Annotated in this window: 13 protein-coding genes and 1 riboswitch; all 13 genes read right to left on the bottom strand. The window is 42.0% G+C overall.

Translation table 11 applies throughout. The annotated features are described in order from the left end of the window. Positions 1-33 precede the first annotated feature (33 nt). The 13 genes from AC0YOD_RS24135 to AC0YOD_RS24075 all read right to left on the bottom strand — a co-directional run bounded on the left by AC0YOD_RS24135 (position 34) and on the right by AC0YOD_RS24075 (position 17,393). Complete coding sequence (locus AC0YOD_RS24135; RefSeq protein WP_475801883.1) at positions 34-741, bottom strand: ECF transporter S component; 708 nt, start codon at positions 739-741, stop codon at positions 34-36. Beyond that, on the bottom strand, positions 726-2,369 hold the full coding sequence (locus AC0YOD_RS24130) for an ABC transporter ATP-binding protein (protein ID WP_475801882.1): 1,644 nt from the start codon (positions 2,367-2,369) through the stop codon (positions 726-728). Before AC0YOD_RS24130 ends, AC0YOD_RS24135 begins: the two co-directional genes overlap by 16 nt. After that, entirely contained in the window at positions 2,342-3,223 is an 882-nt protein-coding gene (locus AC0YOD_RS24125) for an energy-coupling factor transporter transmembrane component T (protein ID WP_475801881.1), read from the bottom strand. The genes AC0YOD_RS24130 and AC0YOD_RS24125 overlap by 28 nt, the downstream gene beginning before the upstream one ends. 5 nt (positions 3,224-3,228) lie before the next feature. After that, complete coding sequence (locus tag AC0YOD_RS24120; RefSeq protein WP_475801880.1) at positions 3,229-4,059, bottom strand: DUF4430 domain-containing protein; 831 nt, start codon at positions 4,057-4,059, stop codon at positions 3,229-3,231. An 11-nt stretch (positions 4,060-4,070) separates the two neighbouring features. After that, positions 4,071-5,570: an S-layer homology domain-containing protein gene (locus tag AC0YOD_RS24115; RefSeq protein WP_475801879.1), complete on the bottom strand. Its 1,500-nt coding sequence runs from the start codon at positions 5,568-5,570 to the stop codon at positions 4,071-4,073. A gap of 69 nt (positions 5,571-5,639) precedes the next feature. Then, complete coding sequence (locus AC0YOD_RS24110) at positions 5,640-8,774, bottom strand: S-layer homology domain-containing protein (RefSeq protein ID WP_475801878.1); 3,135 nt, start codon at positions 8,772-8,774, stop codon at positions 5,640-5,642. A 166-nt stretch (positions 8,775-8,940) separates the two neighbouring features. Then, positions 8,941-9,140: riboswitch (cobalamin riboswitch) on the bottom strand. 54 nt (positions 9,141-9,194) lie between these two features. Next, positions 9,195-11,114 carry a ribosomal protection-like ABC-F family protein gene (gene abc-f / locus AC0YOD_RS24105; RefSeq protein ID WP_475801877.1) on the bottom strand — a complete coding sequence of 640 codons (1,920 nt, stop codon included), beginning with the start codon at positions 11,112-11,114 and terminating at the stop codon, positions 9,195-9,197. A 101-nt stretch (positions 11,115-11,215) separates the two neighbouring features. Then, positions 11,216-11,359, bottom strand: coding sequence for an RAxF-45 family protein (locus AC0YOD_RS24100; protein ID WP_475801876.1), 144 nt, complete (start codon positions 11,357-11,359; stop codon positions 11,216-11,218). Between the two features lie 106 nt (positions 11,360-11,465). Continuing rightward, on the bottom strand, positions 11,466-12,062 hold the full coding sequence (locus AC0YOD_RS24095; RefSeq protein WP_475801875.1) for a PepSY domain-containing protein: 597 nt from the start codon (positions 12,060-12,062) through the stop codon (positions 11,466-11,468). 124 nt (positions 12,063-12,186) lie between these two features. Continuing rightward, on the bottom strand, positions 12,187-12,783 hold the full coding sequence (locus AC0YOD_RS24090) for a PepSY domain-containing protein (protein ID WP_475801899.1): 597 nt from the start codon (positions 12,781-12,783) through the stop codon (positions 12,187-12,189). An 84-nt stretch (positions 12,784-12,867) separates the two neighbouring features. Beyond that, on the bottom strand, positions 12,868-14,268 hold the full coding sequence (locus AC0YOD_RS24085) for a sensor histidine kinase (RefSeq protein ID WP_475801874.1): 1,401 nt from the start codon (positions 14,266-14,268) through the stop codon (positions 12,868-12,870). Beyond that, positions 14,265-14,960, bottom strand: a complete 696-nt coding sequence (locus AC0YOD_RS24080) for a response regulator transcription factor (RefSeq protein ID WP_475801873.1) — start codon at positions 14,958-14,960, stop codon at positions 14,265-14,267. The genes AC0YOD_RS24085 and AC0YOD_RS24080 overlap by 4 nt, the downstream gene beginning before the upstream one ends. A 171-nt stretch (positions 14,961-15,131) precedes the next feature. Continuing rightward, a complete protein-coding gene (locus tag AC0YOD_RS24075; RefSeq protein WP_475801872.1) occupies positions 15,132-17,393 on the bottom strand; it encodes a helix-turn-helix domain-containing protein in 2,262 nt (753 codons plus the stop codon). Positions 17,394-17,695 lie beyond the last annotated feature (302 nt).

Below are 17,695 nucleotides of genomic sequence, written 5' to 3'. Positions count from 1 at the left end.
AGCTTCTTTTTGCGTATTTATATATATGATTGATTACTGCAAGATACCGTATTTTTTCTTGAGACGCTCTAATTTCTCTCCAATTGGTTTGGCTAAGATAAATAGAAAAATGACATTTGAAACGGCGTAAATAATCGTAAAAGGCAAAGCCGATGCTATTGCTAGCATAAACGCTTCTTTCGAGAACATTCCTGTAGTTGAGATCGCACCCCAAATATCCATACCGAATGAAAAGAAGATACCAGCAAAAATGCCAAACAGCGCAAGTGGAATTTTACGATGCATCATTCCTGTCTTACCAAGCAAGCCGGCGATAAAGCCAATCATTCCCCATGTAAACATTTGAAAGGGCGTCCACGGTCCTTGTCCGAAAAAAAAGTTGGATACGAGCGAGGTTGTTGCTCCTGTTATAAATCCCGCTTCTGCTCCGAGTGAAAATCCGGTAATCGCCGTAATAGCGGTAACCGGTTTAATGCCTGGTGTTACAACAAATAAGCATCGACCTGCAACTGAAATTGCCGCCATGACCGCAATCGTTAATATTTCTCGAGGCTGCGGACGACGGCGTTCAAAACGAAGGAAAAATGGCACACATGCAAGCAGCACGAGCACAATCGAGACCATATAATATTTTCGGTCTTCCAATACGGTTACACCTAGATAAATAACAAACGGCATGACAATGAAAAAGATCATACCTGAAACGATAACGCGAAGGTTTTTCGTTATATATTGCGGCATGAAGCAATCACATCCTCACACGTAATCGCATGATCGAGAACATGGCGTGACATCCGATGTGCGGCAGTCGTATAAAAGCGATTGCCGCTATAAAATGTCCTTGGATTATCACAGGACACAATATTTCCGTCAAAGAACAGGGCGCATCGTTCACTATACATCGCAGAAAACTCAATATCATGTGTCACGATCACGACCGTAAGCCCCCTTCGTTGAAGGGATTTCAAAATATCTGCTAACGACTGCTTCGCAAAAGCGTCAATTCCTTTTGTAGGCTCATCAAGCAATAAAATTTGCGGTTCTAACAATAATACTTTTGCAAGAGCTACTTTCTGCTGTTCACCGCCGCTTAAGTCGTAAGGATGACGCTCCAGCAAATGACCGATTTCAAGAAGAGCAATCAGCTCTTGCAGCTTCGTTTCTGTCTCTTTTTTTCCATGAGCCATTTTCTGAAGCTCATCCTTCACTTTCTTTTCAACGAATAACGTTCGAGGGTCTTGCGGAAGGACAGCAATTAAGCTCCGATACAGCTCATCATTTGAATATTTTTTCAGCTTTCTTCCTTTTATAAGAACATCCCCGCGATATGGTTTTTCGAGACCAGCCAGCACTTTTAATGCAGTCGATTTGCCTGTCCCATTACCGCCTAAGATCGTCAGTATCTCCCCTTCATAAACCTGCAATTGGAAGGAACGCAACACATCCTCCCCATCACGCTCATAACGAAAAGAAACATCCTTAGCTTCCATGATGACAGGTCGATTAGTCTCCATTGGCTCTGCGTGCAGCTCCACTTTTTCAATGTGCTGAGTTGCCAGCCATTTTTGACCTTCCTTTATCGTTAGCGGGGATTCTCCCAGTTGGTTACTACTTGCATGAAATACACGCATAGCAGTTGGAAGAGCTTGAATCATGGCATGATTCTGGGGAAGTGATGCAAGCGCCAATCTCGGACTGCCGTCATAAATAATCTTTCCATGCTCCATTACGATGACTTTATCTGCTACTGGCAGCACTTCCTCAAGGCGATGCTCGATTAAAATAATCGTTATGCCCAGCTCTTCATTCAATCGATGCAGCGTCGAAATAAATTCCATTGCCGCAATGGGATCAAGCTGTGAAGTCGGCTCGTCCAATAGTAATACCTTCGGCTGCATAACCATAATAGAAGCTAAGTTTAGCTTTTGCTTCTGACCGCCAGACAGTTCAACGGTCTTTTTGCGAAACCATGTATGAATACCAAAAAAGCTTGCCATTTCAGCAACTCTTCGGCGAATGGTGGGTGTATCGACACCTAAGCTCTCTAATCCGAAGGATAGCTCATGCCATACTTTATCCGTTACCACTTGGTTTTCAGGGTTTTGAAGCACGAATCCAATGTCGGAAGCCGCGATTTGAGGATCAAGCTCTTCTAGAGGAATGCCGTTATAACTAATCGATCCGCTTCGCTGTCCATGCGGAGCTAATTCTCGTTTCAACTGTCTCAGTAACGTGCTTTTTCCACATCCTGATTGCCCGACTAAAACGACGAAGTCTCCTTGTTTAACAGAAAGCTGTATATTTTGTAATACCAATTGTTCGTCATTTGGATATTGAAAGCTTACATCGTTGATTTCAAATATCGCCATTTCAATCCCTCCACAAGCTCTATACCAACAGGAATGGCTATTAGCATGGCATACACACTATAAAAAAATAAATGCTCCAAAGTCGAGGAAATCCCCGTTAAGGTTGGATAAAAATAAAACGCTGTCGATCCGAGTAAACTCCCGATTCCACTTATAACAAATAATAAGAAAATAATGGCTAGCAGGATGCCGTCCCGTTTCTCAAATACAAAAAGTGAAAATGTCGTACGCTTCTGTAAGCCATAGCCTCTCGCCTTCATGGAATCTGCCGTTTCGATCGCATTCTCCAGCGCCCACGTGATTAATATCGATAAGATTTGCATAATACACCGAATACGATGCCATAGCGAACCAACTGTGTGGTCCATCCCAATCGTTTTTTGTGATTGTCCAATAAGCTTCAGCTGATAAGTAAAACGTGGTATAAGCCGCATCGTAATAGAAAGCACAAGGGAAAAGACCGGTGATATACGGCTGAACAGATACAAAAATTTATCTGACGTCATCACGCTGTTATAGCAGCTGCACCAAAGCATTACCGATACTAGCATCGTTGCCATCGCAAGCCCATATAAAATCGCTTCCAATGTTATTCGATTATCATTCATATAGAACAATACCATTTCACCATTATGGCTAATGAGCGGATTAATGATCATGATAATCAAAAATACCGGGATATACATTTTTAAGCTTTTAAAAAAGTAACGGCCGTTCAACACCGCGTTTAAGCTCATCGCTCCAATTAACGTAATGGCTAAATAAACGGGGTGCATAAAGAACATCGTCATGAAGACAACTACTGCAAAATAAGAAAACAAAACGATCGGATGATACTTTTCAAATACCCTCATCGCCCTTACATCCCCGCCCCTAAATCACGTCCTAAATCAACCGTATAATGCCACTCAATAACATCTCCGTCTTTCAATACATATTGACCGCAGCCATAATTGGGATAAATCCCATTCACTTGATACATCCAGCCGCTTAACTCTCCTGCACTAAATTCATACAAGTGGTTAATGCCTTCTACATAAACGCTCTTATAAATATTTTTGGATGCGCCTTGATATTCAAGCTGAATTTTATGCTCCTTTGTCGCACGGAGAAGAACATCCCACACACTCTCATCGTCAGTTAAAAGCTCATATTTCGCAGCTTTCAAAATAACGCCGTCTTTTGGCACATATTTTTCATCTTGCAATTCAGAATCTAGTAAGTCCCAATTTTTCAAAAGGGTTTCAGCATGAATAGCAATCGTAACAAAACGCTTCTCCTTCTTTATAGGTTCCTGTTCAGCAGGTTTACTTGTTGGTTTAGGTGAAGGTTTCGTTGACGGTTTAACGCTAGGTTTACTTGTCGGTTTAACTTGCTGCTGCACTTCGTTGGTTGCAGTCGGTAATGGAGTCTCTGGCTGCCCCTCAATTGATTGACCCGAATCGGTAGCAGCTGGATTGCCCGTACTTACTGCCTCTTCCTCTTTCGCTGCGTCCTTTTGAACACTTTCATCCTCATGAAGCTTATCTAACTTATCGTTAATAGCCGCTTCATCTTGCGCAGCTTCTTGTTGTTCAACACTTCGTTCCTCATTGGACATACGATCATGCTGCTCAACGCTTTGAATGGAACATGAAGCGAGTAAAAGGGAAAGCGTCATTAAAATGAGTGCTCTTAACAAATATTTCAACGTTATTCACCTCATTTCACTAGATTATAGAAGTTGACGAACAACTTTGACGCTTCTGCTCTTGTCGTATAGGCTGATGGATAGAATAGGCCATTCGATCCTTCTGCCAGTTTTAAATCATAGAGAAACGTAATGGACTGTTTGGTTTCGTCATTAAAGCGCGCTATATCGGAGAATGGAGCCAGCTTTGCAGCTTCGTACTTCTTGCCTTCCTTATATTGATAACCTCGCGCCAACATGAGAGCTAGCTCTGCTCGCGTCAACTTATTGTCGGGATTAAACTTGGCTGCATTCAATTGAATAATTCCTGCTTCAAATACTGCTGCAATTTCGTCCTTTGCTGCTTTGTTGTATTTGGCTATATCGCTATAAGGGGCATCTTGTGTGTGTTGAAGCTTTAGCGTTCTCGCAATTAACGATGCTGCTTGCACACGAGTTAGCTGCACTTGTGGTCGAAACGTACCATCCTCATAGCCTTTCATCAAACCAAGCTCAAATGCTTGCTCGATCACTTCGCTCCCCCAGTGATTCGATATATCTGAAAAGCTGCTTTCTCTTGGCTTTGCATCCGTCATATCATAGAGCTTTGTCTTGCCTGCAAGCATTCTCTCGTATGCTGCAATGGCATATGCTGCTTGCTCCGTTGCCATTCCATTGGATACCTTCTCAGTAAGCTGATGTTTAAAGCCTCCATCAGCCGCATAATAAAATTGAAGCAGACCATCCAAGACGCCTTTAAAGCGGTCATCCTTCAATGGATTAATCGATAAGCTGGTTAATGCCGTAATAAGCTGAGCAATATTTTCAACATTTCCTGTCTCCGCGTTCTCATACTTTCCTTTGTTCAGCAATGATTGACTTAACTCTGTCAGTGCTTTATTAATAGCTACTTTGACATCTGCTCGGTCTATATAAGTGGATAGAGCTTGAATAGCCATAGCTGTTATATCCGAATCCGATTGCGTCCCTGACAATGAAAACCCGCCATTATCAAGCTGCTTGCCCAATATATAATCGATCATCTCTTCACGACTATTCGTTGCTGTCTTAGGTATGTCATATTGCCATGAATCGAGAGCAATAAGTGCAAAGATAGGTCCATTAAGACCTTGCCATTTTACCTTATCAAAATCATAAAGCTTTTCAACTAAGTTATAACCGCCTACATTCCGTGCATCTTTACCGATAGATGACAATGCCAAAATAACACGCGAGTACTCGGTGTATTTGCGACTGTGCAGTTCCCCTTTTCTCTCCTGCACTTCCTTAACAAGATTTGTATAATAGTCCTCATAATAATGTGCAGGCACCTTATATCCACCGCGAGCAAGTGAAAGGATGAACCATTCATTGTTATATGTAGGATTGGGCACATTCTTGACCATGTACGCACTTGCCGTTTCATATGCAGCTGATACCGGTTCATTCGCAGACACGTGCTGCGTCAGTATCCCAGAGAACAAAAATAAGACCATAGCGATGATCATGATACTGCGTTTTAAAACTTGCATCTTAACACTCCTCTTCTAAAAATAACGGAAGAGCTGTTCTTGTACATGACAAGAACAGCTCCGCTATCTTTACATTAATCCGCTAACATTTAATGTCCGTTTTAGGATCTTCGCCATTTGTGCGCGCGTAAGCTTGCCTTCTGGGTCAAATGTACCGTCCGATTTACCTGTCATAATATCCAAAGCTTGAAGCAGCTTAATATCATCAAGGAAATAGGAATGAATATCTGCAGCATCGGAGTAATTATCCTTTGCTACCTTATCTGTTTGATATTTCACGTATGCCAGGACACGAGCCATTAATGCTGCTGCCTGCTCCCGTGAAATTGTTGCATCTGGATTAAATGTTGTTGCAGAAGTCCCTTCAGTAATTCCTGCTTCAAATAGTGCTTGGACTTCTCCTTCATACCATTTACCAGCTGTATCATCAAAGCTGCCTTTACCGCTGGATTGTAATCCGAGCGCGCGTGAAATCATTGCCGCAAACTCGCCTCTTGTAATCTCTGCAAGAGGATTGAAGGTTCCAGTGTCTTGGCCTTTAACAACATAACGTGATGCCAAAAATTCGATTTCATCCCTATTATTCACGCGATCCAAGTCATTAAATGATACATGGGTTGTCGTAATCACAAAATCATTATTTACTTTCGTGTAAATAACGATCTGATTATTAACGATAGTATGAGGTACTGCGCGATACTCCCCATTTACTTTTACTAAAATAACCGTATTATTCGCTAGATTTGCCGCTGGTATCGTTACTTTCACATACTCATTTGAAGTTGCAAATGGGATCACTTTACCATCCTTGTCTACTGCTTCAACATGAACAGAGATTGCATCACCACTTTGTTTCACTGATACAGTAAGCTTAGCTGCATCTGTTAGTGAAGCAAGCTTCGGCAGTTCAATCTTTGTGCCCGTCTTATCTGCAATGACAATCACATTTGTGGTTTTATCCTGAAGCTTTTGCTTGATGATTTCAGCTGATACTTCAGCCTTCATCTCGCCGTCTTTACTTTCAACAATAATGGCTGGAACTTCGACAGTAGGTGTGCCGCCGCCAACATCATTTCCAAGGTCTTCTGTGTAAACCCACTCCATACGGTCACCAGCTTTTACCGAGTAAGCATCAGAAGCATATTCGGGGAATACACCGTTAACACGGTACATCCAGCCGCTTTTTGGTCCTTTATCGAACTCTTTTAATCCATTAATCCCTTCCACATACATACCCATAGATGTCTTCCGTGTTTGCAATGAAATACCGTTTAGGTTTGCAGCCTTTTGCAATACATCAAAAGCTGTTGCATTGGCTGGAACATCCGCTTTAAACTCATTTAGTAGAGTCGAGCTGCCAGTACGAATTGAAATATAGGTTGAAATCGTTTGATTTTCATTGCCGTTACCGTTGCCGTTTCCTGGGTTGCCATTGCCATTTCCAGGGTTTTCTCCGCCTGTACCCGGGCCTTCAACTGGAGGAACGGTTGTACTTTCTTTGAGACGAACAAAAGTTGATTTCTGATGCAAAGCATCCGAAAATGCAATATATACTTGTTCTAAAGCCATTAAATTAGATTTTGTATCAGCGGCTTTCCAACGAATACCGCCATTTTCAAGCTGATAATTTTCTGCTAGGTAGCTTACGATATTAATCGTTTTTCCGTCTTTCTCGTACGTCCATTTATCAGAGAATAAATCTTCTCCTACAGACGCTAAACCAGAAATAATAGAAGCCATTGAATTTGCATTATCGATAAAGCCTTTTTCTATAAATGATTTATGATAGCCTGCAACTGCTTTTTGAATAGCTGACTCTACTGCCGGTTGATCACGATGTGGAGCTAAAGCAAACAATATCCATCCTGTTGCATCTAGATCTCCAAAATAACCGGTTGTTGCATTTTGCAATTTTAAAATAGCGTCAATCTGTTCTGCTTGCTTGTATTGTGCATTTACGAGATCAAGCGCGACCAAAGCAAATGACTCGCCCCAAATGGTTGAGAACATCCCCGAACCTTTTTGTTTTGCAATTAAATCTTCTACATAGTTACGTGTTTTTAAGTTCGTTGGATCGAGACCTAGAATCTTAGCGCCAATGATCGTTCCTGAATCTTCATTTGCAGCGCTTGATGCTTGTCCCGCAGCTTTTGTCCAAGCTGTGTTTTCACTTGTTGGTGAAACAAGCCATGGATAGCTTTTAATATCTACCCCAGCTGCATACATAGCTGAAAGCATCCAATAGCCGCTGTATGATTCATTGACACGAGTATTAACTAAACTTTTTTCAGTAAGAAAATACGTTTTGCCTTTTTCAAGAGCTTTCTCTACCTTCTCGCGAGGGGTAGGCTCCACTACTGGTTCTTGAATCGTTAATTCCTTGTATGTACGAATAATACGAGGATAAGAAGCGATTTCCTTTGTTTTCGTTCCAACGTACAAAGAGCCTGGTAAATCCTTAGTAAATTTAAGCTCATGTGTACCAGCAAGTGAGTCTTCAGCTGGTATCGTTGCTTCACCGTTCTCGTCTGTCACATATTGCTTGCCATTCATTTCAATCGTTACTTGATCCAAATTAGCTAATAAATCTTCTTCTATAGTCACGAAGATGTAACTTAAAATGCTGTATTTTCCCGTTACTTTGATTTTTATAGGTTCACCTGCAACAGCTGTTGTCGGCATCTCAATGAAGGGCTCAAATGTAACCTTATCTACCGTGTCGACTCCTGATCCAAGATTCATACCATAATCGGTGAAATTTTGGAGGACCGAAGAGAAGTTTATGTAATGCCAAACAATTTCATCGCCGTCTTTAATTTCATAATCTGGAGCATATACATCCGGATATACACCATTCACTTTATACATCCAGCCGCTGGCAACACCTAGCTCGCTATCTGCTTCACCATTGATAGATTGAAAATAACCGGATTTGTTAATATACGGAATTGCATTAGCATCCAACGCTTGCTTCGTTACCTCTTCTGCTGTAACGGCTGCGTTACCCGTTGCTACAAAATCATGAAGCTTTGCAATCGTACCTTTATATCCTTCTACACGTACATCCACTTTCACGGATACTTGCTCGGTAGCAGCTACGCTTGGTTCTTCCGCTCTTACAATTGATACAGGTAATACAAGTGATAATGACAACATGAGTGCGATGACTATATTAAGCCATCTTTTTTTCAATCCCAATCCCACTTTTAAATAACCTCCTAATTTTTTTGGTGAATGTCCTGCAAGATAGGCACAGCAAAAACCGCCATTTCTCAAAAAAAGAGAAATGGCGGAAAACAGTAGAATCGCATATTTAAATAGATACCCGTTCTTCTATTTGCCGTACATCCTCTTAGCTTCCGAAGAGAGTTGATACGATCAGAGAAAGGTAGGTCTCCTGGCTTGTGCGTCCTTTTACTTTAACGCCTTCCCATCTGCTAGAAGCATTGCACTCCTTGAGACAGTGGCTATCGTTATTTCATCTGCACATACAGTTGCGGAAACAGCTTCGGATTTTAACCGAATTCCCTATTAAGCTGACGAATCAGCACCTTTATCCTGCAATCTTATATTCACTTAAATAAGAGTATATCATAGAAATGATAGGTTAAGGAGTAAGATTTTTCACATCTCCATCCACAGTTCTAGAAGCTCATCGAGCTGCGATTGCTTCCCTTCACGCTCACGCCACTTTGCTTCAAGCTGAATGGTATTGCCAATACTATCTAATCGTTGCAGTTCATCATCATGACGGGCTAACTCCGCTTCCAGTACCGTAATCTTTAGCTCCAGTTGCTCACGTTTCCGCTCATTTATACGTGCCGTATTACTGCTTTCAACCAGCTTTGTATCTGAATACTGCCGATCAGTTTTGCGAGGTGGACCACTTATCGATGCACTTTCTTGCATTGACTGTTTCTCACGTTTTTCTTTAAAGTCATCGTAATTTCCAAGATACGTTGCAATTCTGCCTTGCTTCAGCTCCCATACTCGCTTCGCTAGGCGATTAATAAAATATCTGTCATGAGAAATCGCAAGCACTGTTCCCGGATAATCCTCTAGTGCTTCTTCTAATGCTTCCCGCGAAGCCATATCGAGATGATTAGTCGGCTCATCCAGCAGAAGCAGATTCGGCTTGCGCATCACTAACAGAGCTAATCGCAGACGTGACCATTCTCCGCCGGACAGCATTTGCAGCGGCTTGAATACGTCAGCGCCGTAGAATAAATATTTTGCCAGCACATTTCGCGCTTCGCCTTCCTCTAGACTTCCCTCCATACGGAAAAATTCCAGCACTGTCTGCTTGTTATCTTTAACCGGCTCCTGTTGTGCTAAATATCCGATCTCCACACGCGAGCCTTGTTCTACCTCGCCAGTATCCGGCGAATCCATGCCCATAATTAATTTAAAGAGTGTCGTTTTTCCCGAACCATTATCCCCGAGAAGCACAACCTTCTCCCCATAGAGCAGGCTTCCCTCCGTTCCATTCAAAATCATGCGACCATCATATTGCTTGGTCACCCCTTCGAATGAAATAACCTTACGACCAGAACGGTCTAGTGGTGATAATTCGAAATCCGCCGTTCTCCGCTCCAGAACGGGACGCTTAACTGACTCCATCCTCTCCAACGCTTTACGAATAGAGGCTGCTCGCTTGAAAAACTTCTCATTCCCAGCTACACGCCCCCATTCCTCCAGCTGGCGGATGGTTTCTTTCATTTTTTTGATCACCTTTTGTTGCTCTTGATACTGTGCGAACTGTTGCAGAAGACGCTCTTCCTTCTCCTTCATATATCCGCTGTAGTTAGTGAGGTACGTAAATGCCTCTCCGTCCTCCAGCTCGATCATTTTCGTACCGACAATATCGAGAAAATAACGGTCATGCGATACGATGACACATGCTCCTTCGTACCGCTGAAGAAATTGCTCCAACCACTCTATGCCCTTGAGATCCAGATGATTGGTCGGCTCATCTAATAGCAGCAAAGCTGGACGGACAACCAACTGAGATGCAAGCACAACACGCGTCTTCTCTCCGCCAGACAAGCTGCCAAACCTCCGCTGATCGTTTTTTCGATCAATTTGTAAACCGCTTGCCACCTGATCAATAGCTGTATCCATCTCATAGCCGCCGCTTCGTTCGAATCGCTCTTGAACGGTCGCATACATCTTGAGCAAACGCTCCAATTTTTCTAGATCTGCAACAGCCTCTGGGCTGGACATCTGCTGTTCCATTTCCGACATTTCTTGCTTGGTAATCATCAAATCCCGATAACCGTAAGCAAGCACTTCATATACAGTCAATTCCTCGAACTCAGCAGGAATTTGCGGCAAATATCCGATCTGCAAATCTTTTTTAATCGTAAGCGAGCCTTCGTCTACCCCTTCATGCCCTGCAATTAATCGGAGCAAGGTTGATTTCCCGCTGCCATTGCGGCCGATAAGTCCGACTTTCTCACCCTCTTGGAGTTGTAGCGTTACCCCTTCCAAAACAAGGTTTGCTGCATGGTATTTCTTTATCTGTTGAACATTAACTATTATCATAGTAAGAGCCTCCTGTTAGATGAAGACCCTAGCTCCAAAACACAAAAAGAGCCGCAGCAACAAGCCTGCGACCCTTAGGATTATCATACGATCCGTTGTGGTTAAGGTAGGCGTCTTCTCGCGAATGGTTCAATCGTATTAGCATTTTTGGACAGACTGATCCCGTTAACGGAAAATGCATGAACAATGCCAGCCATAGCTAACGGCAGCTGGCTAATACGGTTGTTGGCCATTTCGTGATTCACCTACCTCACCCCCTTCAAATTATTATTGTTAATGTATCATAGTGCATGCCGTCATTGCAATGCCTATTCCAAATAAGGAAATCTCTGATCATTTGAACACAGCATTTTAGTCGTCATTGTGGTCATCAAAATCATTATTAGCATCGTTAGCTTCATAATCAACCGAAAGAACGCTGCCGCCTACTGCTGCAATCTCTACTTCGGCGATCCCTTTGCTTGTCTTGATCTTCACTTCATATTGCTGCATTCCGTCATCCCGCTCACTCTTTATTTTCAGCACTTCACCTTTAACTACCTTCAAAGCCAGCTTGCTAGCCTGCTCTTCTGTAATAGCATTCTGAGAGTTGCCTGCATTGGAAGTATTGGGTGTTACAGCAGAAGTCGTTGAATCATTAAGAGCCTCATTACTCTCTTCATCTTCGTCATCATTCTCTGTGTACAACACTTTTCCTGAATTTGCAGCTATATACACATCAACCTCTTCAAGGCTGTCTTTTTTAGTAATCTCTACTTCATAAAAAACGTTGCCATTCTCGCGCTCTAGCTCAATATCCGTGACTGTGCCCGGCACCTCTTTCAAAGCAATCGCCTTTGCTTTTTCTTTACTGATGTTGGGCGAAACCGCATTTGCTGCAATAGCTGATCCAGGGACTGCGATTATCGTTGCAATAGCTACTGTCATAATCCAACTTTTTTTATTCATGTTCATCTTCCTCCTTCTATTAGCTGCTTGCTTAGCTTACTTACACTTTAACGCAGCTAACTATGAGCAAGATTACAGCTACATTAGAATTTGATTATAATCATAACGCTGATGTTTCACATGATCACCTATCTTCCATGTCATCATCATCCCACGTTATGGATATGATCTCACCAGAAGCTGCATTTAACTGAACGTCTGCCTCCCGTCCACCCTGTGTTTCAATCTCTACAACGTAATACCATTTGCCATGAACCTCATCAATATCTATGTCTGTTACCTTTCCATCGACCTTAGCTATGGCTAACTTAGCTGCCTCTTCCTCATTTATCAAAATAGCAGGATTATGAGGATGTCCTTTGTCTGGGGAAACCGAAGGAGCGGTTGGATGCGGGGTCTTTTCCGGCTCAGTCGTCTGCGTACCATTTGGAGTTGCATTTCCGTTTGGTGTATGGCTCTCATATTGTTCAACACTGTTGATCTCCGTAATGCCTTTATTCCCCTTGTCCACTTTCAAATCATATAGTCCTGTTTCAGCTTGCAAACGAATCAGGTAAGAGTTGCCGATTAATGCCGCGCTTATGATTTCTCCCTCATATTGATTCAGTACCTCTTGTTCCGCTTCATCAATCGTAAGGCTCGGCTTATTGTCCTTTTGTAAGTACAGAGCCATGGCTGCAACCAATATCAGTACGATAAAAAAAAGCGATGCAGCTAACACCCACAATCTGCGCGTTCCTTGAAATGCTATAGGATCATCCCCTCTATCGATCTTTCCCTTATCGTAACCAATGATTATTATATTTTACTGAGAAGGCATGGTTTGTTCCGACTGCTCCAAAGGGAGAATCAGAATAGCTGTAGTGCCTTTGCCTTCCCGGCTTTTCAATACTAATTTCACCCCTATACCTTCAGAAATTTCTTTTGCCAAGGAAAGACCAAGCCCAGCACCGCCCTCCTGATCAGCATCTTTGCTTCTCGCCTTATCTACCCGATAAAAACGATTAAAAACAAGCAAAAGCTCATCCTCCGGAATACCAATTCCTTGATCCGTTACTTCGATATAACTATTGCTTTGATTAACACCAACTTTAACTATAATTTCATCGCTGCTATATTTTCTGGCGTTATCGAGCAAAATAAACAATAGCTGCTTCAACATATCCGCATCCGTAAATGCAAGCGCCTTTTTATCGTCTTCCCTTACTACGGTTAGCTCTCTATTGTAAGTATTGCGAAAGCTCGTGGTCGTTTGTTCAACTAATGGAAGCAAATCAATTGTATCCATCGCAAGCACCCAATGCCGATGGGGCTTAGCGAGGAGTAAAAGTTGTTCAGTCATTACCTTCATGCGCACTGCTTCCGAATGAATGGCCTCTACTGACTCCATGTAGAGCTCAGGTCGCTGCTGTCCTCTTCGTTTCAATAGACTGGCGTAGCTTTCAATTATCGTCAAAGGTGTTTTCAACTCATGTGAAGCATTTGATACAAATTGCTCTTGTTTGCTAAAGCTGATCTCCAGCAGCCCAATCATTTCATTGAAAGTCTCACCCATCTCAACAAGTTCGTCCTTAGATCTTCCTTCCTGCTTCAGCTTTACAAATTTGCCGCTTCGGGTTATTTCTTGCATCGTCTTCGTCATCGCTGCTATCGGCCGCATTATGAGTCCTCCCAAAATACCACTCGAAATGACCGCAGGAATCATAACAGCAGCAGACACGCTTATCAAAACGATACGCAGGATACTAAGCAGCGCCATTAGTTCATCCATGCTTTTTGTAGCCTGCACATTAGCAATATTTCCTTCCGGCCCGATAATGGGTATAGATACGAAGCCGTAACTTTTCCCCTCAATTTCAATCCGTTCCTCCTGCCGCTTTGAATAAAAGACAGCCGATTGACCACTTAGCGCTATTTCCGATGATGAGGTGACAAGAGGCTCATTGTAACGATCCGTTTTTCTTTCATTCACGATTCTTAACATACCGTTCACTGGCACATAAGCGCGAAGAAGCTCACCGGTGGCAGTATGATTTGAGGCCTCGCGAATTGCAGCGGATGCTTGCTGTGTCTCGGCAACCATTTGATCCAGCTCACGTTCGATTGTTAGCTTATAAAAAATAAAATAAACAGTAAGATTTGCAGCCAACAGCAGCACGGCGAACAAAACCGAGGAATATAAATGCGTCTTGGTTCTCAGCTTCATGGTGCATCCTTCAGAACATAGCCGATGCCTCTAATCGTATGAATAAGCTCAGTCTCAAATCCCTCATCAACTTTTTTGCGTACATAGCGAATATAGACATCAACAACATTTGTATTTCCGTCATAATCGTATCCCCAAACCTCGGACAAAATTTGTTCGCGATTCAGCACAAGCTTTTTGTTACGCATCAAATAAGCGAGCAAGTCGAATTCACGCTGTGTGAGTTGAAGCTGCTTCTCTCCACGCTCTACCTCTCTTGTATTCACATTTAGTTTCAAATCTGCCGCTGTTAGCCACTCCCCTGTACTATCGGACTGAACCGCTCTTGCTGACAACCTTAGGGAAGCACGAATTCTAGCAAGCAGTTCCTCAATTTCAAAGGGTTTTGTCAGATAATCATTCGCACCAAGATCCAGCCCTGACACCTTATCCTCAACTGAATTTTTAGCCGTCAAAAGCAGAACAGGAACATCCTCATTAACAGATCGAATCCGTCTGAGCAGTTCAATACCGCTTATTCCAGGAAGCATCACATCCAACAAAATAAGATCCGCCTCATTTTCTTGAAATGCCGTCCAGCCTTCTAAGCCGTCTTGAGCCAGTCTTACCCGATAGCCTTCGCTTTCAAGCTCGATCTGCAACAGTCTGGCAATCTTGCGTTCATCCTCAACGACCAATATCTCTTTATCCACCCTATGTCACCGCCTTTCACTTCCTCTTTCCATTATTCCGCAGAGTTCGATAATCAAATCATTATGCAAAAAAAAAGAGGCCCCCATAAGTTCAAAGAACTCATGAGAAACCTCTTTAATTTGATGTAGAAAACAGTTTTCAGGGAAATGGATAGTCTGAAATCACCTAATCTAATTCGCCTTTTTCATTTGTCTAAACTGATTCGGAGATACCCCATGTTTTTTCTTAAAGACAGTAATGAAATAGGTACTATTCAAGAAACCGATATTCTCACTGATTTCCTTAATTCTTAAAGGCGTATGAAGCAGCAGCTCTTCCGCCTCATTGAGCCGTAGGTTTGTTACATAGTTTGAGAAGGTCATCTTCATATTCTCATTAAATAATTTACTGAAATAGGGAACCGAGATTTGAAGGGAAGCGGCTACCGCATCAGCGGATAGATCGCCTTTCCTATAATGATTCTGGATAAATTCGCAAGCATTTTTGACGATGACTTTGCAATCTCTATACCTATTCCCCTTTAATTCACGAATAATAAAATCCACCAGCTCTAAATAATAATCATTTACTTGTTCGATAGTAGTAAAGCCAGTCGTAATGTCTACCAGAGAATCCTTTTGATAATTTGCATACTGTGGAGAAAAGTCTACAATATCCTTAAACTCATGATCCATTTTCTCTCCTATATTTTTTAATATCCCGTATATTTCCTTAATCGAGTACCCTCTGATCTCCTTGAATAATTCGCCAACCTCCGCCTGTGCGCCTTCCAAGTCATTCAGCTTTAACTGATTCATTAGAGCTTGCTCGAGCTTCAACGGATTATTTACCTGTTTTCTTAAGCGTGCTTGAATTTCATCATAATAAAATACACTTTCATTGCTTCTCACATACTTATAATGCAGCGCCTCTTTTGCCGTCTCAAAAGATAACGGTAAGGATTGCACCGTATGAACATATACGCCCACCCCTACCTTCACTTGAATGCTCATGAATTTCTCGACTTGATAAATAAATCCGTTTAATTGATCTTCAATCGGGTTACCTTCAACAGCATTCATTATTAAAACTAAGGAATGATCCCCTATTTCTATTCTCTCAAGCCCATTATCGTTATGAACAGGAAAAATCCGAAGTGCCAGCTCATACATCGCATCCTTTACAAGAGCTCTCTTCGCATCGATTTCGCCTTCGATCTTCACTGCCTCCCCTTCCATCGCTATCACAAGAACGCGAAGATCAGCAGGTTTCAATTGGACACCCAGTTTGTTAAAATGAGCCTCCAGCTCGCTTTGTTCGATGCGAGCTTCATTATTCAGTAAGTCTTTGAGGAAACCTTCCTTCAGCTTGTTCCGATCCTTAACAGCTGTATCTTCAAGCGACGTCACTTGACTGATCAGTCCCTTGAAAACATCACTGACATATTGAACATCATCGTAATGGTCTGCTTTAGGTTCGTAGGGATGACTAAATTTGATCATCTTAATGACTTGACCAAAGGGCATATAAATTTTATTAAGGATTAGAATAGTTGCAGCAATACTAATAAATAGAATGATGATAGAACCGATTATGATATTTTTCAGCACATTGAAGCTATCCTTGGACAGGTAGGAATAGTTCGTTGTATGAATGAGATACCATTCCAGTTTGTCATTGTAAACCGAAGTGATCAATGACTTTTCACCCGATATGTCAGCAATAAAGTTATTGGATTTGGCTGGAGAATGGATGACCTTGCTAATAAAGGCCTGATCCTTGCTGTCGTGCATGAATAGATCTGGATGCTTGCCGTTTATGATATTGAGCCCTTGTTTATCCACAATGATAAAGTTTGAGTAATCGGAGCCTTCCATTTTATTGAATAGATCCCGAATGGCGTCCAGCTTCAAGTTAATGAAGATCGCATAGCCATTCCCATTCTTCGCTCCCGAGTAGGTAAATATTAAAGAAAGAATATCGTCGTTGTAGTCTTTTGATCTATAGGTATAATTCTGTGTATGTGGAAGAAAAGTCATTTTATTCATCGTTTTGCGTACATCGATTAATGACGGAGCATCCTTATCGATCGTTCGGATGTCGACGTCCTTAGAGATCGAGTGGATAAATCTCCTCGTGACCCCATTGTACAAATAGACCGAATTAATAAAAGAGTTCAAATTGACTACATCATTGATTCGCGTTGCAACCTTTATGGAATCGGCCGGGCTCAGTTCGTTCGAATAGAGACCCTTTATAACCTCCGTATCATTGAGAAACTGTTCTCCGATTTGAAAAACTCTCTCGTATAAGGTCTCAATATTATAATCGGTTTGTGACAGCAATTGCTGGTACGTCTCGGACGTATGCTTATCAATGATCTGCGTATTGTAATAGTAATTAATAACGGAAACCATGATAATGGAAAAAATAAAAACAATGACGTTCGCCACTATTATTCGACTAAGGAAACTCCCTCTCGACTTTATCAACATAGAATCATCCCTGTCATAGATATATAGTTTAAACGCTTATACTTGAAAGCGGTTTCATATCGTTTGAAATGTAAATTCCGCTAGTTATTTCTTTTTAACACGAATATACCCCTTTTATCTTCCAATCGTCAAGTTTTGTTATGTCGCTTTATCTCAATAAGGAAATGGCATGAATGCCCAAATCCAAAGCGCCTGGACATCTCCAATTGCAAGAGCCAAGCGCTACAGATTTGAATCATCGGTCTACATTAATCTAATGC

The organism is Paenibacillus sp. J31P13 (assembly GCF_056269295.1).
The sequence above is the reverse complement of the archived record's forward strand: the minus strand, read 5'-3'. Positions and strand labels throughout refer to the sequence as shown.

Coding starts and splice junctions, on each gene's coding strand:
- AC0YOD_RS24135 (WP_475801883.1), bottom strand. CDS start 741: ATGCCGCAATATATAACGAAAAACCTTCGCGTTATCGTTTCAGGTATG.
- AC0YOD_RS24130 (WP_475801882.1), bottom strand. CDS start 2,369: ATGGCGATATTTGAAATCAACGATGTAAGCTTTCAATATCCAAATGAC.
- AC0YOD_RS24125 (WP_475801881.1), bottom strand. CDS start 3,223: ATGAGGGTATTTGAAAAGTATCATCCGATCGTTTTGTTTTCTTATTTT.
- AC0YOD_RS24115 (WP_475801879.1), bottom strand. CDS start 5,570: ATGCAAGTTTTAAAACGCAGTATCATGATCATCGCTATGGTCTTATTT.
- abc-f (WP_475801877.1), bottom strand. CDS start 11,114: ATGATAATAGTTAATGTTCAACAGATAAAGAAATACCATGCAGCAAAC.
- AC0YOD_RS24095 (WP_475801875.1), bottom strand. CDS start 12,062: ATGAATAAAAAAAGTTGGATTATGACAGTAGCTATTGCAACGATAATC.
- AC0YOD_RS24085 (WP_475801874.1), bottom strand. CDS start 14,268: ATGAAGCTGAGAACCAAGACGCATTTATATTCCTCGGTTTTGTTCGCC.